This window comes from Streptomyces eurythermus (assembly GCF_014649115.1).
Lineage (GTDB): Bacteria > Actinomycetota > Actinomycetes > Streptomycetales > Streptomycetaceae > Streptomyces > Streptomyces eurythermus.
The window spans coordinates 1-22,024 of sequence record NZ_BMSK01000009.1; the positions used below are offsets into that span (position 1 = coordinate 1).

Annotated in this window: 24 protein-coding genes and 1 pseudogene; 12 read left to right on the plus strand and 13 right to left on the minus strand. The window is 75.5% G+C overall.

Translation table 11 applies throughout. The features are described 5' to 3' along the window. Positions 1-456, plus strand: a pseudogene (locus tag IE251_RS18140) (2-oxoacid:ferredoxin oxidoreductase subunit beta); the annotation flags it as partial. 10 nt (positions 457-466) lie between these two features. On the opposite strand, the gene IE251_RS18145 reads toward IE251_RS18140, so the two are convergent. Then, positions 467-862 (minus strand): hypothetical protein, encoded by a 396-nt coding sequence (locus IE251_RS18145; RefSeq protein WP_189754036.1) that lies wholly within the window; start codon positions 860-862, stop codon positions 467-469. Between the two features lie 93 nt (positions 863-955). Then, positions 956-1,435 (minus strand): hypothetical protein, encoded by a 480-nt coding sequence (locus tag IE251_RS18150; protein ID WP_189754037.1) that lies wholly within the window; start codon positions 1,433-1,435, stop codon positions 956-958. A gap of 202 nt (positions 1,436-1,637) precedes the next feature. Between IE251_RS18150 and IE251_RS18155 the strand changes: the two genes are divergently transcribed. Both IE251_RS18155 and IE251_RS18160 read left to right on the plus strand, forming a co-directional pair. Then, positions 1,638-2,597: a D-2-hydroxyacid dehydrogenase family protein gene (locus IE251_RS18155; RefSeq protein ID WP_189754038.1), complete on the plus strand. Its 960-nt coding sequence runs from the start codon at positions 1,638-1,640 to the stop codon at positions 2,595-2,597. 259 nt (positions 2,598-2,856) lie between these two features. Continuing rightward, entirely contained in the window at positions 2,857-3,192 is a 336-nt protein-coding gene (locus IE251_RS18160; protein ID WP_189754039.1) for a chaplin, read from the plus strand. A gap of 121 nt (positions 3,193-3,313) precedes the next feature. Here IE251_RS18160 and IE251_RS18165 read toward each other — a convergent pair whose 3' ends face one another. The 7 genes from IE251_RS18165 to IE251_RS18195 form a co-directional block, all read right to left on the minus strand. Beyond that, positions 3,314-4,180, minus strand: a complete 867-nt coding sequence (locus IE251_RS18165) for a tyrosinase family protein (RefSeq protein ID WP_189754040.1) — start codon at positions 4,178-4,180, stop codon at positions 3,314-3,316. After that, on the minus strand, positions 4,164-4,694 hold the full coding sequence (locus tag IE251_RS18170; RefSeq protein WP_189754041.1) for a tyrosinase family oxidase copper chaperone: 531 nt from the start codon (positions 4,692-4,694) through the stop codon (positions 4,164-4,166). The genes IE251_RS18165 and IE251_RS18170 overlap by 17 nt, the downstream gene beginning before the upstream one ends. 106 nt (positions 4,695-4,800) lie before the next feature. After that, positions 4,801-5,319 (minus strand): hypothetical protein, encoded by a 519-nt coding sequence (locus IE251_RS18175; protein WP_189754042.1) that lies wholly within the window; start codon positions 5,317-5,319, stop codon positions 4,801-4,803. Positions 5,320-5,494: 175 nt separating this feature from the next. Continuing rightward, positions 5,495-5,998, minus strand: coding sequence for a DUF5949 family protein (locus IE251_RS18180; RefSeq protein ID WP_189754043.1), 504 nt, complete (start codon positions 5,996-5,998; stop codon positions 5,495-5,497). A 129-nt stretch (positions 5,999-6,127) separates the two neighbouring features. Further along, entirely contained in the window at positions 6,128-6,412 is a 285-nt protein-coding gene (locus tag IE251_RS18185) for a hypothetical protein (protein ID WP_189754044.1), read from the minus strand. A 129-nt stretch (positions 6,413-6,541) separates the two neighbouring features. After that, positions 6,542-7,261, minus strand: a complete 720-nt coding sequence (locus IE251_RS18190) for a hypothetical protein (RefSeq protein ID WP_189754045.1) — start codon at positions 7,259-7,261, stop codon at positions 6,542-6,544. A gap of 173 nt (positions 7,262-7,434) precedes the next feature. Beyond that, entirely contained in the window at positions 7,435-7,674 is a 240-nt protein-coding gene (locus tag IE251_RS18195) for a chaplin (protein ID WP_030782144.1), read from the minus strand. A 441-nt stretch (positions 7,675-8,115) separates the two neighbouring features. Between IE251_RS18195 and IE251_RS18200 the strand changes: the two genes are divergently transcribed. The 8 genes from IE251_RS18200 to IE251_RS18235 are packed head-to-tail and all read left to right on the plus strand — an operon-like array spanning position 8,116 to position 17,537. Further along, on the plus strand, positions 8,116-9,327 hold the full coding sequence (locus IE251_RS18200; RefSeq protein ID WP_189754046.1) for a glycosyltransferase: 1,212 nt from the start codon (positions 8,116-8,118) through the stop codon (positions 9,325-9,327). Next, entirely contained in the window at positions 9,324-10,754 is a 1,431-nt protein-coding gene (locus IE251_RS18205; protein WP_189754047.1) for an exopolysaccharide biosynthesis polyprenyl glycosylphosphotransferase, read from the plus strand. The genes IE251_RS18200 and IE251_RS18205 overlap by 4 nt, the downstream gene beginning before the upstream one ends. A 3-nt stretch (positions 10,755-10,757) precedes the next feature. Beyond that, positions 10,758-12,137, plus strand: coding sequence for an O-antigen ligase family protein (locus IE251_RS18210; protein ID WP_189754048.1), 1,380 nt, complete (start codon positions 10,758-10,760; stop codon positions 12,135-12,137). After that, the gene (locus tag IE251_RS18215; RefSeq protein WP_189754049.1) at positions 12,134-13,882 is read left to right on the plus strand and encodes a lipid II flippase MurJ; all 1,749 of its coding nucleotides are present in this window, start codon (positions 12,134-12,136) and stop codon (positions 13,880-13,882) included. Before IE251_RS18210 ends, IE251_RS18215 begins: the two co-directional genes overlap by 4 nt. After that, complete coding sequence (locus IE251_RS18220; RefSeq protein WP_229896831.1) at positions 13,863-14,609, plus strand: polysaccharide deacetylase family protein; 747 nt, start codon at positions 13,863-13,865, stop codon at positions 14,607-14,609. The genes IE251_RS18215 and IE251_RS18220 overlap by 20 nt, the downstream gene beginning before the upstream one ends. Further along, the gene (locus tag IE251_RS18225; RefSeq protein ID WP_189754050.1) at positions 14,606-15,763 is read left to right on the plus strand and encodes a glycosyltransferase; all 1,158 of its coding nucleotides are present in this window, start codon (positions 14,606-14,608) and stop codon (positions 15,761-15,763) included. The genes IE251_RS18220 and IE251_RS18225 overlap by 4 nt, the downstream gene beginning before the upstream one ends. After that, positions 15,760-16,416, plus strand: coding sequence for a lipopolysaccharide biosynthesis protein (locus tag IE251_RS18230; protein ID WP_189754051.1), 657 nt, complete (start codon positions 15,760-15,762; stop codon positions 16,414-16,416). Before IE251_RS18225 ends, IE251_RS18230 begins: the two co-directional genes overlap by 4 nt. Further along, positions 16,413-17,537 carry a GNAT family N-acetyltransferase gene (locus IE251_RS18235; protein WP_189754052.1) on the plus strand — a complete coding sequence of 375 codons (1,125 nt, stop codon included), beginning with the start codon at positions 16,413-16,415 and terminating at the stop codon, positions 17,535-17,537. Before IE251_RS18230 ends, IE251_RS18235 begins: the two co-directional genes overlap by 4 nt. 8 nt (positions 17,538-17,545) lie before the next feature. On the opposite strand, the gene IE251_RS18240 is transcribed toward IE251_RS18235, so the two are convergent. Continuing rightward, positions 17,546-18,667: a glycoside hydrolase family 26 protein gene (locus IE251_RS18240; protein WP_229896832.1), complete on the minus strand. Its 1,122-nt coding sequence runs from the start codon at positions 18,665-18,667 to the stop codon at positions 17,546-17,548. A gap of 143 nt (positions 18,668-18,810) precedes the next feature. Between IE251_RS18240 and IE251_RS18245 the strand changes: the two genes are divergently transcribed. Then, positions 18,811-20,019, plus strand: coding sequence for an NAD(P)-binding domain-containing protein (locus IE251_RS18245; protein ID WP_189754053.1), 1,209 nt, complete (start codon positions 18,811-18,813; stop codon positions 20,017-20,019). Positions 20,020-20,106: 87 nt separating this feature from the next. On the opposite strand, the gene IE251_RS41900 is transcribed toward IE251_RS18245, so the two are convergent. The 3 genes from IE251_RS41900 to IE251_RS18260 all read right to left on the minus strand — a co-directional run bounded on the left by IE251_RS41900 (position 20,107) and on the right by IE251_RS18260 (position 21,811). Further along, complete coding sequence (locus tag IE251_RS41900; protein ID WP_229896833.1) at positions 20,107-20,841, minus strand: chaplin; 735 nt, start codon at positions 20,839-20,841, stop codon at positions 20,107-20,109. A gap of 109 nt (positions 20,842-20,950) precedes the next feature. Further along, on the minus strand, positions 20,951-21,178 hold the full coding sequence (locus IE251_RS18255; protein ID WP_189754054.1) for a chaplin: 228 nt from the start codon (positions 21,176-21,178) through the stop codon (positions 20,951-20,953). Between the two features lie 240 nt (positions 21,179-21,418). Next, entirely contained in the window at positions 21,419-21,811 is a 393-nt protein-coding gene (locus tag IE251_RS18260; protein WP_189754055.1) for a rodlin, read from the minus strand. Between the last annotated feature and the right edge of the window lie 213 nt (positions 21,812-22,024).

The following is a 22,024-nucleotide window of genomic DNA, read 5'->3' on the forward strand; positions in this document are numbered from 1 at the left end:
CTCATCGAGATCTACCAGAACTGCAACATCTTCAACGACGGCGCCTTCGACGCCCTCAAAGACAAACAACAGGCCCAGGAGGCGCTGATCCGTCTGGAGCACGGGCAGCCGATCCGGTTCGGCGCCGACGGCACACGAGGGGTCGTACGCGACCGGGCCACCGGTGACCTGAAGGTCGTCACCGTGACCACGGAGAACGAGGCGGACATCCTGGTCCACGACGCGCACGCCGCGTCCCCGACCACCGCCTTCGCCCTCTCCCGCCTCGCCGACCCCGACACCCTCCACCACACCCCCATCGGCGTGTTCCGCTCCGTCGACCGGCCCGTCTACGACACCCTCATGGCCGACCAACTCGACACCGCCGTGGATCAGCGCGGCAAGGGCGACCTCGCCGCACTGCTCGCCGGCGGCGACACCTGGACGGTCGTGGGCGGCCGAGCGACGCGCCCCTAGCGGGCGACGGTCAGCCCAGGACCGGTACGAAGCCGCCCCGAGTCGTGTCCGAGGAGAGCAGGGCGGGCCAGTCCAGGGTCTGCGGGAGCCGGTCCAGGGACAGCACCACCGCGCCGCCGGCCCGCTCGGTGTCGTCGCACCAGTCGGCCATGTGGCCCGGTGCCGTGCCGTCGTCGGAGCCGCCGGCCACCGGCGCGGCGAGCGCGGGGACGAGGACTCCGTGCTCGCCGGGTCCGTCCACCACGCACAGGGTGAGCCGGGGCACGATGCTCCAGCCCTCGCACCGGGGTATCGCCCCGCCGGGCGCGGTCAGCGGCGGCAGGGCGTCGTGGACGGGCGCTCCCGCCAGCAGGAGCACGGGCGTGGCACCGCGGACGAACAACGTGTTCTCGGGTTCGAGCAGCATGGGGCCACTCTTTCAGCCCGCCGGCCCGCCACGAATGCCGGCCGGTGCCCTACGGCTGCCGACCCGTGTCCTACGGCTACCGAATCCCGTGTCCTACGACTGCCGGCCGGCCTCCTCGGGTCTCTCCCCTCGGTTCAGCTTCCGCAGTGTCTCCCTGCTCCAGCCGGAGATGCGGGCCAGGTCCGACTGACGGACGCCGCCTATGGCCGCGTCGCGCAGTGAGGACTGGAGTGCCTCCGTCGCCTCCTCCAGGCGGCCCAGGGCCTCGCGACGGCGGCCGGCGTCCCTGCGCACCTTGTGTTCCAGGGCGCTGTGCAGGGTGAACACCGCGGGCCGGCCGCCGGTTCCCTGCACCCGGACGAGGATCCGCAGGCCGGGGGCGTCCGGGGCGACCAGGGCGGCCACGGTCTGCCGGTGCTGGGCCATGTAGCGGTCGAAGGCCTGCACGGCGGCGTCGGCGGCGTGGTACCCGTAGAACCAGGTCGGAGTGACGGCCTGCGTGCACCAGTCGTCGGCGCCCCCGCGCTGCACCTCGACGGCGAACACCGTCCGCTGCGGACGCGCCTCTTCCATGGCTCCCCCTCTTTCCGCTGGTCAGCAGGGGCCTTACCAGGATCCCTCACTTCAGTGAAACGTGCCACTGTTCGGGCGCCAACAAGCCTCTGTAACAACCTTGTTGGCGCCAGTCTCCGCAACAGGCGCCGAATGCCCCGCCTTCGGGGGCGAGTTCACAGGGTGGGTAGAGTCGCCCGCAGGACACAGGGGAGGACACGCCGTGCGGCTTCGTTGCGTGGTGCTGGACGATTTCCAGGGGGTGGCCACCGAGGCCGCCGACTGGTCGGTGCTCGGGGACCGGGTGGAGGTCGTCGCGCTGCGCGAGCACCTCCACGACGAGGACGCCCTCGCCGCGGCCCTCGCCGACTACGACATCGTCGTCACCCTGCGCGAACGCGTCCCCTTCCCCGGCTCCCTGATCTCCCGCCTCCCCCGACTGAAACTGCTGATCGCCTCCGGGATGCGCAACAGCGTCATCGACTACGCCGCCGCCGAGGCGCACGGCGTCACCGTGTGCGGTACGCAGAGTTCGGGCACCCCGCCGGTCGAGCTGACCTGGGCGCTGCTGCTCGGTCTCGCCCGGGGCATCGTCCAGGAGAACAACGCCCTGCGCGCGGGCGGCCCCTGGCAGTCGACCGTCGGCGCCGATCTGCACGGCCGGCGGCTGGGGCTGCTCGGGCTGGGCAGGATCGGCAGCCGGGTGGCGCGGGTCGGCCTCGCCTTCGGGATGCGGGTCTGCGCGTGGAGCCGGAACCTCACCGAGGAGCGGGCCGGGGAGGTGGGCGTGGAACTGGCCGGCTCGAAGGAGGAACTGCTCGCCGGCAGCGACTTCGTCTCCGTTCACCTGGCCCTCGGCGACCGCACCCGCGGCCTCGTCGGCGCCGCCGAACTCGCCCTGATGAAGCCGACCGCCTATCTGGTCAACACCTCCCGCGCGGCCATCGTCGACCAGGACGCGCTGCTGGCCGCGCTGCACGAGGGCCGCATCGCCGGCGCCGGTGTCGACGTCTTCGACATCGAGCCGCTGCCCGCCGGCCACCCGATGCGCACCGCGCCCCGCCTCCTGGCCACACCCCACCTCGGCTACGTCTCCCAGGCCAATTACACGACGTACTACGGCCAGGCCGTGGAGAACATCCAGGCCTACCTCGCGGGCTCCCCGCTACGACGGCTCCCCTGAGCCCCGCCGCGACGGCCGCCCCGTGCGGACCGGGGAGACGGGCACCCCGTCCCACGGGTCAACACGGGGCCCGTCCGCCGTCACACGAACAGCCCAGCCGCCGTTCCGGTGTCCGCACGGAACGGCACGGTCCCTTGCCGTTGAAAGGGTGATCCCCGGCTGATCGGCGTGACCCGCTCCGCGCGGCGCCGTTGAACGGGAAGTGCGGCGGCTGGCCTGCCGCCGCGCGCTTCCCCACAAGCAACAAAAGGAGAACGTGATGTCTCGCATCGCGAAGGCGGCCGCTGTCGCCCTCGGCGCCGGCGCCGTGGTGGTCAGCGGGTCCGGCCTGGCCCTGGCCGACGCGGACGCCCACGGCGCGGCCGTCGGCAGCCCGGGCGTCATTTCCGGCAACCTGATCCAGGTGCCGATCGGCATCCCGATCAACGTGTGCGGCAACACCATCGACATCATCGCCCTGCTGAACCCGGCCTTCGGCAACGCCTGCGCCAACGTGGGCGACGAGGGCAAGCACGAGAAGCCCGGCAAGCCCGGTCCCACCAAGCCCGGCAAGCCCGGCAACCACGGCCACGGCGACGACGGCTACGGCCGCTGAACCGTCGGCACCCCGCAGACAAGAGCCCCGGCACTCCGAGCGCCGGGGCCTTGCCGCACCCACTCCACACCTGCTCACGCGCGCAAGCGCACACCTCCTCACGTGCCCCCGGCAGAGCCGTTCACGCGTACCGGTAGACCCGGCTCATGTCCTCCAGCTGGTCCGGTGTCTCGTCCCACGGCGGCAGCTTCTGGTGCCGGGCCACGACCCGGCCGTGCTGGGCGTCGCCGGCCCGGGGCGGCTCGGCCGGCAGATAGCGCCGATCGCGGTGCGCTCGCTGCCAGCGGTACCACTGGAGGTCCAGGAAGGCGTGGTGCAGCCAGAACACCGGGTCGTTGACGGACGCGCCGCCGAGCATGACCCCGCCGACCCAGCGGTGCACCCGGTTGTGATTGCGCCAGGAGGCGCTGCCGCTGCCGCTGCCCCAGCCCTCCAGCTTGTTGCGGAAGCCCTTGCGGACGGTCGAGTCCCAGGGCCAGGCGTCGTAGACGGGGTCGTCGAGCGCCCACTGGAGCTCGCTGCGGGTGGGCAGTTGGATGGGGGCGGCCGAACGGCCCAGGTCCCGGGTGAGGAACCTGCCGTCGGTGACGCCCTCCTTGATGGTCCAGTGACCCGCCGCGTAGGCGAACGGACCGGTCGTCACCTGCCGGTCGGAGCGCCGCCCGTTGCCGCCGAGCAGGTCCTCCGTCCACGGCACGGACGTAGTCGTACGGTCCCGGGTCCAGTCCCAGTACGGCACCGTCACCGAGGAGTCGACCCGGCGCAGGGCCCGCTCCAGCTCCAGCAGGAACCTGCGGTGCCAGGGCAGGAAGGACGGCGCCATGTGGGCGCTGCGCAGGCCCGCCTCGCCGTCGGCGTTGTAGTAGTCGATGTGCATCCGCACGAACTCGTCGTACTCACCGCGCCGTTTGAGCTCCAGCAGCGCGTTCACGAACCGGCGCCGCTCCCCGGCGGTGAGCGCGCCGACGTTCTTACGCACGTACGCCATGCCGTCCCCCCATATGCGCGTGGCCGGCGGCCGGCCCGGCCTCCGTCAGGTCGCGCAGCCGCCGGCCGGGCCCCATCTCGTCCACGGCCGCCCGGGTCGCCTCCAGCGGCGTCCGGTACGACGTGTAGTGGTCGACCATGCTCAGCCAGGAGCCGTCGGCCCGGCGCATCAGGTGCAGCGGACGGCCGTCCACCGTGATCCGCCATGTGCCGCCGCCCGCCGCCTGACGCCCCGCCGCGGGCACCAGGACACCCTGGATACGGCGGCCCCGGTAGTTCTCGTCGAAGACGCCGCCGTCGGCCGGCCCGGCCGGGTGCGCGGGCCGGGAGGCGGCGACGACCGGGGTCAGCGCCAGCGCGGCGGCGGAGGCCAGCAGCCCCCGCGCCACCTCCCTGCGGGACCGCCCGGCCCCGGCCTCCCGATGAACCTTGCCCTCCCGATGGGGCCCGGCCTCCTGATGGGGTCCGGCGTCCTGGTGGGGTCCGACCGTCACTTCGCCGACACCGACGACCATGCTCGCTCCTCGTCCGGGTGCAGATGTCCGTACGGGCTAACCGGCCGAGGGCGCGCGGGGTCACCGCCGTAGAGCCATACGAGCCACAGGGGCCGTAGGGCGTCGGTCAGCGGCCCGGGCCCGTGGCCAGGTTGCCGCCCGCGACGGTGCGCAGGACCGGCGCGAGGACACCGGCCTGGGGGAGCTTGGTGGACGGCAGGCCGAAGCGGTCCGCGTCCGGTGCGGTCAGCGGGGCGTCCAGCGCCAGGCCGGGCGCGAGGGCCCGTACGTCACCGGCGGGCGCGTTCACGTCGAGGTGGTCGAAGTCGTCGCCCAAGAGGCGCGGCAGCGGAGCCCTGCCGTCCAGACCGGGCAGCCCGCCGCTCACCGGCAGCTGGGGCAGGGTCCGGTCGGGCAGCAGCCGGCCGGTGACGTAGCGGGGCCCCTCGGGGGCGCCGGGCTTGACCAGCGGCACCTCGGCGCGCAGCCTGGGCACCTCCATGTCCAGCGCCCGGGACACACCGCCCAGGGGCACGGGGACGGGAACCGTACCGGCCGCGGCGGCGGGACCGGCGGCTCCCACGGTGGCCGCGAGGCCCGCGACGACGGCGGCGAGGGTGCCTCGGGTGAGGGTGATCGGTTTCATCACGGGTACGGGCCCTTTCGGAATGCGGGGGTTCGACGTCCGTACCGCGTAACGAGCGGGAAAGGCCCGCATTTCACAATTCCCCCGGGTGCCGTAATAGTCAGCTCGTCCAGAAGTCCCACCAGCGGTCGGTACGAGGATTCCGGCCGGGCTGCCGGGCCCGTGGACCGGGGTGTCAGGTGCGCAGGCCGCGGGCGGGCAGATAGACGTGCGCGGCGGCGTCCGTGGTCTCCGGGGAACCGGCGAACGCGGCCAGCTCCGGTCCCTCCACCGAGCGGCGGGGGCCGGCCGACGGGCAGATCCGGGTGGTGAACATGAAGTAGGCGTAGCCGAGTTCCCCGACCGCCTCCAGCCAGTCCGCCGGCGGCGTGGCCTGGCGGCTGAGCTGCGGCATCTGCAGCACGATCTGCCCGGCGAGGACCAGCATGGAGACCTTCAGACTCGGCCGGGCCATGCCGATCACGGGCTCGCCGCCCACGGGCAGGTCCATGTCCTTCAGGAGCCGGGCGACGGCGGCGGACGCGCCCTGCGGGCCGTCGGGGCCGTCGCCCAGGGAGCAGGCGAGCAGACAGGGGGTGTGGCCGTTGCCCTCCTCGTTCCTGGCCATCCAGGCGAGCAGCGCGAGCGTGCCGAGGTCGGCGGCGCGGAAGGGGCGGGTTTCGCTTGATGCTGAGGTCATCGCGCGACCATATCGACGGGCGGAGCAGCGGCCCGGTGCTCTCTCACCCGTCCGGAGCAGCGTCCGGGACCTCGCCACACGATCGGGCGACGTGGTCCCGGACGTACCGGGGCGGGGCCGGGGCGGGCGTCAGCGCAGGGGCAGACCGCCGAGCAGCCCCCGCTGGTTGAGCGTCGTGGTGGCGCCCTTGACGCTGTTCAGCACGGAGCCCTTGTTCTCGGTGTCGAGCGCGTCCGACTGTTGCTGGAGCGGCATCAGGTCCTTCACGCCGGGCGGGTGTTCCGTCAGCTGGGCGAGTCCGCCGTTGAGGCTCATGGGCGGCAGGTGCTGGGCGTCGTAGGCGAACGCGGGTGCGGTGACGCCGACGAGGGCCACGGAACCGGCGACAACGGCGGCGGCCTTGAGGGACTTCATCGTGTTCCTTTCTTGGCAACTCACGTCACCCAGGAAATGCGGACGCCCTGCTCAACGATTTCCGCACGACCCGGAAACCCCGCACGGAGAAGACATATGAGATCCCCCGGAGACCGCGGGGGTGCCGCGTCAGCCGGCCGGGGCCGGGCCGGGTACGGAGGCCGGGGTGGCCGCGGTCGTACCGTCCGGGGTGGCCGCGGCCGTGCCGGCCGGCGTGGGCAGCTCGGTCACGGTGAGCCCGGAACCGCCGCCGAACAGGCCGGTCAGCAAGTCGAGCAGACCGGACAGCAGACCGTCGAGGGACGGCAGTTGCTGGTCGGGGTCGTCGGTGGTGGCCGCCTCGTCGGTGGTGGCCGTCTGGCCGGTGGTGGACGCCTCGTCGGTGGTGGCCGTCTGGCCGGTGTCCACCGCGCCGGTGACGGCCTTCACCAGGTTCTCGATCGCGCTCACCAGCGCGCCGAGCGCGTCGCCGAGGGCGTCACGGGCCACGGGCGCACCGACGTGGGCGTGGCGCGCGGTCACCGGGGCGGCCGGGGGCGCGGCGGCCCTGATGACCGCCTCCTTCGCCGCCTCGCCCAGCCTTCTCGCCTCGTCGGCGGGCAGCCTGCCCGCCTCCAGCGAGCGGCTGAGCAGGTCGGCGACCGGGCTCAGCTCGGGATGGGTCCGGCCCAGGGACCTGACCTGGGCGAGCAGCCTCTCCTTCTCCGCCGCCGGGACGGACGCCCGGGACGCGGTACGCCCGTGCTCCCCGGCCGCGTCGGCGGCGAGCGCCACCGGGCCGGTGATGCCGGCCAGCACGGCCGCGCAGAGGACGGTGGACGCCAGACGCCGGGCGGGCAGAACACGCATGGGGGTTCCTTTCGGTGGACGGTGGGACCTGAGCCCACCGTCTGATCACCGATGGCACCCCGCAACCGCTCGTCCGCCGCGCGTGATCCGTACGAGGGAGCGCGAACCGGCCGCCCGTTCCGCGCCACGAGCGCGGACCGGACGGCCGGCCGAAGGGGGGTGCGTTCCCGGCGTCAGTGGTTGAGGCAGGTGTTGCCGAAGGCCGGGTTCAGCAGGCCGACGATGTCAATGGTGTTGCCGCACAGGTTGATCGGCACGTGCAGGGGGATCTGGATGGTGTTGCCGGAGATGACGCCCGGCGAACCGACAGCGGCGCCGCCCGCACCGGCGCTGGCGGAAGCCACACCGGCACCACCGGCGACGGCCGCGGCGGCGGCGGAGGTCAGAACCAGACCCTTCGCGATACGCGACATGGAGAGGTGCTCCTTGGAATCGACACAACATCCGGGCGGATACCCGGCGTTGTGTCAACGCCCGGCGCCGCCTGGAGTTGTGCCGCCAAAGGGGTGACGTGCGGGTGCCGGCGGGTGACGACGTGGCCGGGGCGCCACCGCGGCCGGCGGGACCCCGGGCCCGGCCGCTCCCCCGCACGGCGTAGCGGACCCACGCCCGGCGCACCGGGTGCCCTACCGGTGTCTGCGCAGGCGGGCCTACGCCGACGCGCCCGGCACCACCGGCGATCCGGGTGATCCCGGCCCGGCTCCCCGGCGCGTGCGGTGACCCGCCGGGCTTCCGGCTCGTTGGCCACGCGGACGCGGCGTGGGCCCGCGAGCCCTTCGCCGCCGTGGACGCCCCGGACCGAGGGCGCGTTCACGACCGCAGTCCCGAGCGCCCGTGAGCGAGGTACCCCGCGCATGCACCAGTCAGTCCCCGCCCTCCGGCCCCGGGTCCTGCACCTCGCGCAACCCGTCGACGGCGGTGTCGCCCGGGTCGTGCTCGACCTGGTACGGGCCCAGCTCGCGGCGGGCGTGCCGGTCACGGTCGGCTGTCCCGGCGGCGCGCTCGCCGCGGGCCTGCGGGAGCTGGGCGCCGAGGTCCGCGACTGGCCCGCCCGCCGGCCCCCGGGGCCCGGACTGCCGGGCGAGGTACGGCGCCTGGCGCGCCTGGTCGAGCAGGTGCGCCCCGCCCTGGTGCACGCGCACAGCGCCAAGGCCGGGCTGGCCGCGCGGCTCGCCCTGCGCGGGCGTGTGCCGACGGTGTACCAGCCGCACGCCTGGTCCTTCGAGGCGGCCGGCGGACTCACCGGGGCGCTCGCCCTGCGCTGGGAGCGGTGGGGGGCGCGCTGGGCCGACCGGGTGGTGTGCGTCAGCGCGGCGGAGCGGGCGACCGGACTGCGCGCCGGGGTACGCGCCGCGTACACGGTCGTCCCGAACGGCGTCGACACCATCCGGTTCGCACCGGGCCCCGCCGCGCCCTCCGCGCGGTGTGCCGGCCAGGGGACGGACCGGCCGCTCGTCGTCTGTGTGGGCCGCCTGTGCCGGCAGAAGGGCCAGGACGTGCTGCTGCGCGCCTGGCCCACCGTCCTCGGCGCGCTGCCCGGGGCCCGGCTCGCGCTGGTCGGCGACGGCCCGGACGGTACGGCGCTGCGGCTGCGGGCGCACCCCTCGGTGGAGTTCGCCGGTGCCGTCGCCGATGTCGTGCCCTGGTACCGGGCCGCCGACCTGGTCGTGCTGCCCTCGCGCTGGGAGGGCATGGCGCTCGCCCCGCTGGAGGCGCTGGGCTGCGGACGGCCGGTCGTCCTCACCGATGTCGACGGCGCCCGGGAGAGCCTGCCGCCCGCGCTCGCCGCGCGCTGCCTGGTGCCGCCGGAGGATCCCGTGGCGCTGGCCCGGGCGATCACCGGCCTGCTGGCCGACCCGCCGCTGCGCGCGGCACTCGGCGACCAGGGGCGCCGGCACATCGCCTCCCGGCACGACGTACGGCTCACCGCCGCACGGATCACGGCCGTCTACGACGAACTCCTCACGCCGGCCGGGCACCGCGCACCGCGCCTTCCCGGCCCCGCGCGCGCCAGTGGACCGCACCGGGCCCTGCCCGGGCGGTGCGAGGGGGCCGGGCGCTCGTGACCACGGAGACCACCGTCCCCTCGCCCGGCACGCAGCAATGGGCGTCCGGGATCCCGCACGGCCCGGTCCGGCCGGCGCGCCACGTCGGCGGCTTCCGGTTCCCGTCGCGGCGCCCGCCCGCGCGGTCCGACTCGCCGCTGCCGCTGTTCGCCGCCGATCTGCTCGCCGCGCTGGCGGGCGCGGTCGTCCTGGAGGAGGCCGCCGGCCGGCCGCTGCCGGCCGCCGCGCTGGTCGCCGGCGCGCTGCTGCTGCGTCCGCGCTCCGCCCGGCCGGGGCCCGGGGCCCCCGGCGTGCTCGACGAACTCCCCGCCCTGTGCGGGCGGGCGGCGGTGACCTGGCTGGGCCTGGCCGCGCTGCTCGCCGCGTACGATCCCGCGCGCGCCCTGACCGCCCGGACCCTGCTGCTCGGCTGGGCGCTGCACGCGGCGGCGGCCGGGGCGGGCCGGGGCGCGGTGCACTGGCGGCGCCGGGCCGCGCTGCTGCGGCATCCGCGTACCGCCCTGGTCGTCGGGCCCGCCGCGACCGCGCAGCGGGTGGCCGCCGCGCTGCTGCGCCACCCCCGCTGCGGGGTACGGCCGGTGGGCGTGGTCGCCGACCGCCCGGAGGGTGCCGCCGGGCTGCCGGTCCTCACCACCGGCGAGGAGGTGGAGCGGGCGCTCATCCGCAACGGGGTGCGGGTCGTGCTCACCGTCCACCCGGCCGTACGCACCGCGCGGGCTCCGCTGCTGCGGGCGCTCGCCGCATCGGGGTGCGCGCTGTGGGAGGCGGAGGCGGACTCCCCGGCGTACGAGATGCGCGAACAGCTCGCCGGGTTCGCCGTGCGCCGGCTGGACACGGGCGCGCGGCGGCGCGGCGCCGCCGGCAAGCGGCTGCTGGACGTCGTGGTGTCCGGGACGCTGCTGGTGCTGGTCAGCCCGGTGCTGCTGGTGTGCGCGACGGTGCTGCGGCTCACCGGCGGACCCGGTGTGGTGTTCCGGCAGGAGCGCGTCGGCATGGACGGCCGCCCCTTCACCATGCTGAAGTTCCGCACCCACCGCCCGGCCGACGAGCAGGAGGCGGCCACCCGGTGGAGCGTGGCCGGCGACCAGCGGATACGCCCCTTCTGCCGGTTGCTGCGGCGGACCTCGATGGACGAGCTGCTCCAGCTGTGGAACGTCTTCCGGGGCGACATGAGCCTGGTCGGCCCGCGCCCCGAACGCCCGTACTTCGTCGCGCAGTTCAGCCGGATGCACCCGGGCTACGCGGCCCGGCACCGCATGCGGACCGGCATCACCGGGCTGGCCCAGGTCAACGGGTTGCGCGGGGACACCTCCATCGAGGACCGGGCCCGCTTCGACAACGCCTACATCGACAACTGGTCGCTGTGGCAGGACATCCGCATCCTGCTGCGCACCGCCGCCGCGGTCGTGCGGTCCACGGGGAGCTGACCGATGGCCCTCGCCCCGCCGCCCGGCCTCCTCACCCGGCTGCGCCCGCTGCTGCCCGTACTGCCGGTCCTGCCGGTGGTGGCCGTGGTGGCGCTGCTCGCGCTGCCGGTCGCGCCCGGCGCGGACGGCGGCGCGGGTCCCGCCGACGCGCTGTCCGCGCTGGTCGTCGTCGCCTGCGCGGTACGGCTGCTGCGCGCGCGCCGCCGCCCGCTGACCCCGGCCGCCGCGGTGATCCTCGGCCTGCCGGTGGCCGGACTGGTGCCGGCCGCGCTGCACGCGGTCCCGGCCGACGCCGGGATCACCGGCCTGGGCCGCTACCTCCAGATCTTCGTCCTCGTCCCGGCCGCCGTGGTGCTCCTGCTCCGCGACCGGGCCGACTTCCGGCTGCTGGCCTGGTCGTTCGTGGGGCTCGCGCTCTGGCAGGGGGCGGTCGGCACGCACCAGTACGTCACCGGGACCGGGGCCTCGTACCAGGGCCGGGACGTCCGGGCGGTCGGCACCTTCGGGGTGGCGGACGTGATGGGCATGGCCACGGTGGTGTCGTTCGGGCTGGTGTGCGCGGTGGGGCTGGCGCTGGGCCGTACCGGGCCCCGGGAACGGGCCGTGGCCCTCGCCTGCGCGCTGCTGCTGCCGGTGCCGCTCGCCCTGTCCTTCAGCCGGGGCGCCTGGATCGCCACCGCCGTCACCCTCACCGTGCAGCTGCTGCTGGCCGGGGTGCGCCGGGCGGTGCGGGTGGCCGCGGCGGTGCTGGCGGCGGGGGTGGTGCTGGTGGGCGGCCTGGGGGTGGGTACGACGATGCTCCGGGAGCGGATCGACAGCATCACGCGGGTCGCCGACGCGCCGGACCAGTCGGTCACCGACCGGTACACGATGTGGGCGGCGGCCCTCGGCATGTGGCGGGAGCGTCCGCTGACCGGCGTCGGGCTGAAGGCGTTTCCCGAGTACCGCGACGCGCACGCCTCGCTCGCGCTGTCCTCGGGCAGCGACACGGAGGGCGCGGGCGCGGCCTTCCGCCGGCAGCCGCTGCTGTCCCCGCACAACATGTACCTGCTGGTCCTCGGCGAGCAGGGGCTGACCGGGCTGCTGTGCCTGGCGGGCGGCTGGCTGGCCCTGCTGGTGTGCGCCCTGCGCGGCCTGCGCCTCACCCGCGCGGCCGGCGGCCGGGGCCTGGACTGCGCGCTGGTCGCCTGCGGGCTGCTGGTCTGGCAGCTCGTGGACTTCGCGTACGCCGACATCGGCGGCCCGTCGACCGTGCTGACGGCGGTGTCCCTCGGCCTGGCAGCGTGGTGGGCCCTCCCGGCCGCCGGCCACCCCGGCCCGGCGGATCCCCGCACCCCCCGGCTCCCGCGTCCGGCGGTACGGGGACAGGCGGCCACGCGATGACCCGCACGCCCGACGGAACCGGGGAACCACAGCCCGGCACCGGCACGTCCGCCGTGACCGCCGTGGCCGGGGCACTGCAACCGGAGAGCGGCCTCGGCCCGTCCGCCGTAGCAGCCCCGCTCCCCTCCCCCGCGGGCCGCCCCCCGGAATCCGCTCCCCTCACCTCCCGTCTCCTGGCGCGGGCCGCGCTCCTCACCGCCTGTCTGTCCGTCGCGGCGGCGCTGCTCGGGCTGGTGCGGGACCAGTCGCTGGCACGGTTGTTCGGGGCCGGGCGGGACACGGACGCCTTTCTGGTCGCCTGGACCGTGCCGGAGTTCGCGGCCACGCTGCTCATCGAGGACGGGCTGGCCTTCGCGCTGATCCCGGCGTTCAGCGCGGCCCTGGCCCGCCGCGCGCGGGGCGATGCCGGGGATCCGGTGCGGTCGCTGATGGCCGGCACCCTGCCCCGGCTGGCGGCGGCGTTCGCGGCGGCCGGGGTGCTGCTCGCGCTGGCCGCGCCGTGGTGTGTCGCGGTGCTCGCGCCGGGCCTGCCCGACCCGGACCTGGCCGTGGACTGCACCCGGCTGACGGCGAGTTGCGTGCTGAGCTTCGGCCTCGCCGGGTACTGCAGCGCTGCCCTGCGGGCACACCGCCGCTTCCTCGCGCCGGCCGCGATCTACATCGTCCACAACGTCGCGATCATCACGGCGATGTACGCGTTCGGCGGCCGGTGGGGCGTACGGTCGGCCGCGTTCGGGGTCGCGGCGGGCGGCTGCCTGATGGTGGCCGTGCAACTCCCTTCGCTGCTCGGCGAGTTACGTCGCGGCAGGGGCGGCCGTACGAGGCTCAGGGGCGGTCGTACGGAGCTGCGGCCCGCCGCCCCGGCGCCCCCGCTGGACGTGCCGCTGCTGGCCGCCGTGCTGCTGTTCGCGCTGTGCCGGCAGTCGCAGGTGCTCATCGAGCGGTTCCTGGCCTCCGGGCTGCCCGCCGGGGCCATCTCCCACCTGAACTACGCGCAGAAGGTCGCGCAGATCCCGATGACGCTGTCCATGATGCTGTCCACGGTCACCTTCCCGGTGGTGGCGCGGGCGCTGGCCGACGGCGACACCGAGCGGGCCCGGGGCCGGGTCGAGCGGGACGTCGCGGTGGCCGCCCGCCTGGTGCTGCTCGGCGCGGCCGCCGTCGTGGCCTGCGCCCCGCAGCTGATCGGGCTGCTGTTCCAGCGGGGCGCGTTCACGGCCCAGGACACGGCGGCGACCGCCGGTGTCATGCGCGTCTACGCGCTCGGGCTGCTCGCCCAGACCCTGACCGGGGTCCTGGTCCGCTCGTACTTCTCGGCGGGCCGCGCCACCTGGTACCCGCTGGCCGCGATGGCCGCGGGGATCGCCGCGACCTGCGGGCTCGGCGCGTGCACGGCCGATTCCCTGGGTGCCGTCGGGATCGCCGCCGCCAACGCCGCCGGGATCACCCTGACCGCCGCGCTGCTGCTCGCGGGCACCGGCCGCCGCCGGGTACCGCTGCGGGCCGGGACCGTGCTGCGCGGGCTGGGCCGTCCCCTGGGGGCAGCCGGCGCGGCCACCGTGGCGGGCGGGCTCGCGGCGGGCGTGCCGTCGGCCGCCCCGGCCGGGCTCGCCGCCGGCGCGGCCACGGTGACCGTCGTCTTCCTGCTGCTCGGCGGCGCCCCGGGTGCCCGCGCCCTGGCCCCCGCCCTCCGCCCCGTCCGCTCCCTCCCGCAAAGGCTCGCCCATGCCCTCACCACCCGCTGAGTCCCCGGCGCCCGGCCCGGCCCCGTGGATCGCCATGTACCACTCGGTCGGCGACTGCTCCGACGACCCGTACCGCGTCACCGTCTCCCCCGGCCGGCTGGAGCGGCAGCTGCGCTGGCTGGTCCGGCGGGGGCTGCGCGGGGTGTCGGTGGCCGAGCTGCTGGCCGCCCGGGACCGGGGCGAGGGGAGGGACCTGGTGGGTCTCACCTTCGACGACGGGTATGCCGACTTCCTCGTCAACGCCCTTCCGCTGCTGGCGCGTTGGAAGTGCACGGCCACGCTGTTCGTGCTGCCCGGCCGGCTCGGCGGCGACAACGCCTGGGACCCGCTGGGCCCGCGCAGGCCGCTGCTGACCGCCGACGGCATCCGGCGGGCCGCCGCCGAGGGCGTGGAGATCGGCTCGCACGGCCTCACCCACGTCGATCTCACCCGGGCCGACGACACCCGGCTGAAGTCCGAGACGGCCGAGAGCCGGGCCGCGCTGGAGGAGTTGACGGGCGCCCCGGTGCGCGGCTTCTGCTACCCGTACGGCACGGTCGACCGGCGCGCGGTGGCGGCCGTGCGGGAGGCCGGGTACGCCTACGCGTGCGCCATCGACCCCGGGGAGCTGACCGGCCGGCACGCCCTGCCGCGGGTGCACATCGGGCAGGACGACACCGCCGTACGCCTGCTGCTGAAACGCCGGCTGCACCGGTGGCGCCGACGGCCGGTGGAGGGACTGCGGTGAGGGTCCTGCACATCATCACCGGGCTCAACGTGGGCGGTGCCGAGCAGCAACTGCGGCTGCTGCTGCGGCATCTGCCCGTCGAGTGCGAGGTGGTCACGCTGACCGATCCGGGGCCGGTGGCCGACGGGCTCGCGGCCGACGGGGTGCGGGTGATCCACCTCGGCATGACCGGCAACCGCGACCTGGGCGCGCTGCCCCGGCTGACCGGGCTCATCCGGCACGGCCGGTACGACGTGGTGCACACCCACCTGTACCGGGCCTGCCTGTACGGCCGGATCGCCGCCCGGCTGGCCGGGGTGCGCGCCGTCGTCGCCACCGAGCACTCGCTCGGGGACACCCAGACGGAGGGCCGGCCGCTCACGGCGGGGGTCCGCGCGCTGTATCTGCTGGGCGAGCGGCTGGGGCGGACCACCGTCGCGGTCTCCCCGGCGGTCGCCGCCCGGCTGGCCCGCTGGGGCGTGCCCGAGCCGCGCATCACGGTCGTGCCGAACGGCATCGACCTCGCCCGGTTCGCCTACGACCCGGCGGCCCGCCGCCGCGCCCGCGCCGAGCTGGGCCTGGACGAGGGCGCGTTCGTGATCGGCGGCATCGGCCGGCTCGTCCCCGGCAAGCGCTTCGACGTCCTGGTGCACGCCCTGGCCGGGCTGCCCGCCGACTGCCGGCTGCTGCTGGTCGGCGGCGGCCCGCAGGACGGCGCGCTGCGGCGGGCCGCGCACCGGGCCGGCGTCGCGGACCGGGTGGTGTTCGCCGGGGAGCGGCCGTGTCTGCCCGACGGTTCGCCCGGGCCCGGCCTGCCCGCGCTGGCCTCGGCGATGGACGTGCTGGCCGCCCCCTCCCCCGAGGAGGCGTTCGGGCTGGCGGTGGTGGAGGGGCTCGCGGCCGGGCTGCCGGTGCGCTACACCTCCTGCCCGGCCCTCGAGGACCTGCCGCCCGAGGCCGCCCCGGACGCGGTACGGGTCCCGTGCGACCCCGGCGCGTACGCCCGCGCGCTCGCCGGGGTGCGCGCCGCCGGGCCCGGTCCGCGCGCCCCCGCCGGGGCGGCCCGCCACTACTGCGTCACCCGCAGCGCCGCCCGGCTCCTGAACGTCTACGCGGCGGCGCTCGCCCACCCGGCCCGGACCCCCGGCCCCCCGCAGAAAGCCGTCCTGTCATGACCGAGAACAACACCCGGCGCCACCGCGGCCCCCGCCTCACCCCGCCCCGCGCGCTTCCGCCCTGGTCGCTGGTGGCGGCCGGGGTCCTCGCGGGCGGGCTGCTGGGCGGCGGGTACGGCGTGCTGCGGCCCGCCGAGTACACGGCCACCAGCTATCTGGTCGCCGTGCCCGGCGAGCGCTCCGACTCCGCCGGCGCGCTGGGCTTCGCGCAGGCCTACGGCCGTATCGCCACCCAGCCCGCGGTGCTCGCCGACGCCCGGGCGGCCGCCGGGGTGCCGGCGGCCGCGCTGCGCGCCGGGGTGCGCACCGCGACCTCGCCGGACGCGCCGATGGTCGCCGTCTCCGCCACCTCGCCCCGCCCGGCCGAGGCCGCCGCCATGGCCAACGCGGTCGCCGGGGCGCTGACCCGGCGCGCCGACGCGGCCCGGGCCGGCACCCGGGTGTCCCTGGTGCCGTTCACCCGCGCGGTACGGCCCACCGAGCCGTCCTCGGCGTCCGCCGGGGTGACGGGGCTGGTCGGGGCGGCCGGGGGCGGGCTGCTCGGCGCCCTGGCGCTGCTGGTACGGCCGCGCCGGGCAACGGAGGCGGAGGCCCCGCGCCCGGCCCCGGTGCCCGGACCGGCCGTCCTCGACGGCGCGCGCGGCCGGCGGTGACCGCCACCGTCACGGCGCGCGCCCGGGGCGTCCGCCTCACCGCGGAGCTCGTCACCGACCCGGAGGTGTTCGCCGGGCTGGCCCCGGCCTGGGGACGGCTGTTCGGGCGGTGCGCCGCCGCGACCCCGTTCCAGAGCCACGCCTGGCTGCACTCGTGGTGGCTGTCGTACGGCCGGCCCGGACGGCTGCGGCTGCTGCTGGTACGGGCCGGCCGTGACCTGGTGGCCGCCGCGCCGCTGACACTGGTCCGCCGGCCGCTGCCCGCGCTGCTGCCGCTCGGCACGGGGATCTCCGACTACGCGGACGTGCTGCTGGACGACGCCGACGACGGGCGGGTGGCGGGCGCGCTCACCGCGGCGCTCGCGGACGCGGCCCGCACCGCGCTGGTCGACTTCCGCGAGGTGCGCCCGGGCGGGGCGGTGGAACGGGTCTACGACCGCTGGCCCGGGCCGCGCCGCACGGTCCCCGACTCGCCGTGCCTGGAGCTGCCCGCGCTGCCCATGGACGGGCTGATCGCCCGCCTGCCGTCGGGCAAGTCCGGCCAGCGGGTGCGGGCCAAGCTGCGCCGGCTGGCCGCGCTGGGCGTGCGGCGGCGGACGGTGGGGCCACAGGAGGTGGAGACGGCGCTGGTCCGGCTGCTGGCGCTGCACCGGTTGCAGTGGCAGGGCCGGGGGGTGACGAGCGAGCATCTGCGGCCCCGGTTCCGGGCGCATCTGCTGCGCGCGGTGGGTCCGATGGTGCGCTCGGGCAACGCGGTGGTCACCGAGTTCCGGATCGGCGAGGAGGTGGTGGCCGTGGACCTGACCCTGCTCTCGGGCGGCATGGCCGGCGGCTACCTCTACGGCGCCCATCCGGGCCTCAGGGAGCGCCGGGCGGACGTGGCGGTGATGCTGCTGGACGCCTGTGCCCAGCTGACGGGCGGCGGGCACGGCACGCTGAGCCTGCTGCGCGGCGACGAGCCGTACAAGCACCACTGGCGGCCCGAACGCGTCGTCAACCAGCGGCTGCTGATGGCCCGCCGGCCCACCGCCCCGCTGCTGACGGCCGCGCTGTGCGGGGCGGAGGCCCGGCGGCGGGGCAGGGAGGTGCGGCACCGGTGGCGGGCACGCGGCCAGGACTGAGCCCCCGCCTAGCGGCCCCCGGGCCACCGGTCGAAGGGGAAGCACGGCCGGCTGCCGAACCCGTACGCGGACCGGTCGCCGAGGGCCGGCGGGACGCAGGCGGGCTGCCCGGTGCCGCCGTACAGGGCGGTCCGGTAGACCCGCGCCGAGCGCGGGTTGGCCGGGCACTGCCACACGCCGTGCGGGCAGTAGTCGGTCAGCGTGTGGTACACCGGCCGGTGTTCGCCGATCCAGTCGAGCATGCGCCGCATGTACTCGGCGTTGTCGCCGTTGCGGAACAGGCCCCATTCCGGGTACGACACGGGCTTGCCGTGGGCCTTGGCGAAGTCCACGTGCCACTGGAGGCCGTAGGGCTCGCTCACCTGCTCGGCGAAGGTCACCCCGGCCGGCTGGTCGTAGGAGTCCATGCCGAGGATGTCGACCGTGTCGTCCCCGGGGTAGCACTCGGTCCAGGGCACGGCGTCCCGGCCGCGGCTCGGCGCGAAGTCGAACCGGAACCGCTGGCCCGGCACCGCGCGCATGGCAGCGACGATCCTGTTCCAGTACGCCTTCCAGGCCACGGGGTCGGGTGCGCAGCGGTGGGTGTAGGTGGTGCCGTTCATCTCCCAGCCCAGGACGATCACGGTGTCCGGCACCCCCAGCGCCACCAGCCGCTCGGCCAGGGTCCGGAAGTGCCCGTCGAACGCGCCGTCCGCGCCCTGCCGCAGCAGTGCGCGCACCTCCTCGTCCGGGACGTCCTCCTCGTTGCGTTCCTGCATCGGCACGTTGAGGACGAGGGTCCGGCCGGCCCGCTCGCGCCGCCAGCCGGCCCAGGGTTCCAGGAAGCCGGGCGGGCCCTCGATGTCCTCCCACAGGCCGCCGGGCAGATAGGTGTGGGCGACCTTCAGGTCCGCCCCGCCGAGCCAGCGGCTCAGCCCGGCCATCCGCGCGACGCCGTCCGGACCGGAGTCGAGGAACGCCCCGAAGGCCGCGGCGGCCCTCGCGGACGCGGGAGGAGCCGGATCGTCCACGGCGGACCCGGGACGGGTCGCCGCCGGCGCCAGGGCGACGATCGCGGCGAACACGGCGACGACCGAGGCGATGACCGAGGCCGCGCGCACGGCCGGCCCCCCACGCCGGTGTGAGGCCATCCGCCACTCCTCTCCGCGCGTCACACGCGTCACACGCCTCTGACACTCAGTCATATCTGTACGAGAAACGCCAGTGCGGTCGCCGCGTCCGGCCCCGGATCCCCCCGCACGGGCCAACGCGACCGAAAGCGAGCACATCGCCGATGTACGACCTGCTGGTGGTGGGTGCCGGACCGTACGGCCTGTCCATCGCGGCGCATGCCACGGCGGCCGGGCTGCGCGTCCGCGTCTTCGGGCGGCCCCTGGCGTTCTGGCGCGACCACATGCCCCGCGGCATGCTCCTGACGTCACCGCCGTGGGCGTCCGACCTGTCCGACCCGGAGGGCCGCTGGCGGCTCGACGTCTTCCGCGCCTTCCGCGGCCTGGCCTCGCGGGACGCCGAGCCGGTCCCGCTGGAGGTGTTCGCCGAGTACGGCATGTGGTTCGCCCGCAACGCCGTGCCCGGGACCGACGAGCGGACCGTGACCCGGGTGGCGCCGCGCGCCGGCGGCTTCGAGGCCGTCACCGAGGACGGGGAGACGTACACCGCGCGGACGGTCGCGCTGGCCGTGGGCCTGCTGCCGTTCGCCGAGCTGCCGGCCGCCCTGCGCGGACTGCCCCCGGCCCTGGTCACCCACAGCAGCCGGCATGCCCGGCTCGACCGGTTCCGCGACCGGGACGTCACCGTGCTCGGCGGCGGCCAGGGTGCCCTGGAGACGGCCGCGCTCCTCGCCGAACAGGGCACCCGGGTACGGCTGCTGGTCCGCGCCGACCGGCTGCGCTGGGAGACGGCGCCGCCGCCCCGGGAGCGTCCCCGGTGGCGCCCGGCCCGGCCCCCGCACGGCGGCCCCGGCGGGCGGAACCGGTGGTACTCCGAGCGGCCCGGGCTGTACCGGCGGCTGCCGGAGCGGGTCCGGGCCGGGATCGCGGCGCGGGCGCTCGTCCCGGCCGGCTCCTGGTGGGTGCGCGAGCGGGTGGAGCACCGGGTGGAGGTGCTGTTGGGGCGGGAGGTGGCGGGCGCCCGGGAGGTGCCGGGCGGGCTGCGCCTGGAGACGGTGGTCCGGCGGGGCGGGTCCGCGGCGCTGGAGACGGGGCACGTCATCGCGGCGACCGGCTTCCGGCCCGCTCTCGGCCGGCTGCGGCCGCTCGCCCCGGAGCTGCGCGCGCTGCTGGCGACGGGGTCCGGCGGGGTGCCGGAGGTGGGGCCGGAGTTCGAGTCGTCGTACCCGGGACTGTTCCTGGCCGGTCCGGTCACGGCCGCGTGCTTCGGCCCGGCGGCCCGGTTCCTGCACGGCACGCCCTTCACCGCGGACACACTGGTACGCGGCGTACGCCGGCGCCTGCGCACGGGCCCGGCGGGCTGGCCCCGCTGAGGGAGCCTCGCGCCAGAGGGCCTACGGCACGGGAGCGCGGGGAGGGACGGCGCGGGGTGCCGGGCGCTCGGTCCGGCACCCGGTGCGCTAGCGACGGCAGGCGGAGCGGCCGCGGCGGTAGAGGATGGTGCCGGCTCCGATCAGCACGGCGCCGGCACCCGAGGCCGCCATCATGGTCCGGGTGTTCCCGCCGGTCTGCGCGAGCACGGGCGGCTGCCCGGGCCGCTCCTGGTCCACGGGAGGCGTGGTGCGGCCGGTGTCCGGGGGCGTGCTGTGATCATCGCGCGGCGGGGTGGTCTCCTCACCGCCGTAGGGAGGTGGAGTCGTCTCCTCACCGCCGTAGGGAGGCGGAGTCGTCTCCTCGCCACCGTAAGGAGGCGGAGTCGTCTCCTCGCCACCGTACGGAGGCGGAGTCGTCTCCTCACCGCCGTACGGAGGCGACGTCGGCTTGTCGTTGCCGTAGGGCGGTGTGGTGTGGGTGTCGCCGGGGCTCGGGCGGGTGCCGGAGTCGTCGGAGTCGCCGTACCCGTCGTGCGGCCGGGGGCTCTCCTGCGGCCGCTGGGTGGTGTGGCCCACGTTGGCGCAGGAGTTGCCGAACGCGGGGTTCAACGCGGCGGCCGCGTCGACGGAGTTGCCGCAGACGTTGACCGGCACGTTCACCGGTACCTGGACGTTGTTCCCGGACAGCACCCCGGGAGAGCCCTGCGTGGTGCCGTGCGCGTGGGAGTCGGCGAGCGCGGTGCCGCCGTACCAGGACAGCACACCGGTCGCGGCAGCGGCCACGGCCATGCCCTTGCTGAGAGTCTGTCGTCGCAATCTCATGGTCTTCCTGCTCGGAGAAGTGGGAAGGCCGGCCCCGGAACGGCGAGTCGTCGAATCCGGGGCCGGCCAGTACACAGCCGGGGAAGCTGGTGAATCGCGCGGGCGAACGTCAGTGGTTGACGCAGGCGTTGCCGAACGCCGGGTTCAGCAGCGCGATGATGTCGATGGTGTTGCCGCACAGGTTGATCGGCACGTGGATCGGGACCTGGATGACGTTGCCGGAGATGACACCCGGGCTGCCCACGGCGGCACCGGAGGCCCCGGCGTCCGCGAAAGCGGGCCCGGCCATACCCAGGGCCAGCACTGCGCCCGTGACGGCGACGACGGTCTTCTTCATGAATGTTCCCTTCTCTGGGGCCACGCCCCGATGACGGCCAGAACCGTGCGAGCCCGACGTGAACGGTCGCGGCACGGAACGAGGAATTGACACAACACGGAACCGTGGAACACGGATGGCGCGATAATCACTCGATCGCACCTCTTCCTCGTGCGTTCTTCCCTCACCTGAGGTAGGTGGAAAAAGGCCCGGGCGGCCCGCAGACGACGCCGCGGACAACCCGGGCCCTGCCGGTCCGGCTCAGCCTTCGCCGTTGGCCGAGAGGACCGAGAGGTCCTCCAGGATGTGCGAGAGCGCGCCGTCGCGCTTGATGTTCGACGACTGGTCGCTGCACTGCTGGTCCAGATCGTCCGACAGGATCGGAACATCGTTGATCGGAACGATGTTGAGGATCGGGATCTGGATGTCCTCCAGGGCGAGGCACGGCTTGTTCAGCGAGCCCTGGACCAGCGACAGCTGCGGGCTCTGGGCGCCCTCGGTGGACGAGTTGCCCCAATCCGCACGAGCGCCGTTGCCATTCGCGACGGTCGGGCCGTCGTCGTTGCCGATGGCAAGCGCCTGCGGCGCGGCCGCCACCGCCATTCCCACGACCGATGCGGCGGTCGCGGCGGCGACCATTGCCTTCTTGAGCACTTCGCGTTCCTTTCCTCGTAGCGACGCATGCCCTACGGCCTCATCAACCCGGCGCGACGGGAATGGTTCCGCCTATTCACTCGGTTGGCTCCCCGCCGTTCGGGAGGTGACGGCAGCCGCCAATCGGAAAAGCGCACCAGCAGCCCGGGCTATCGGCCGACGGGGTGAACGGCAGAAACCATGCGGGGGCGAGGGAGTTGACCAATGCGCTCC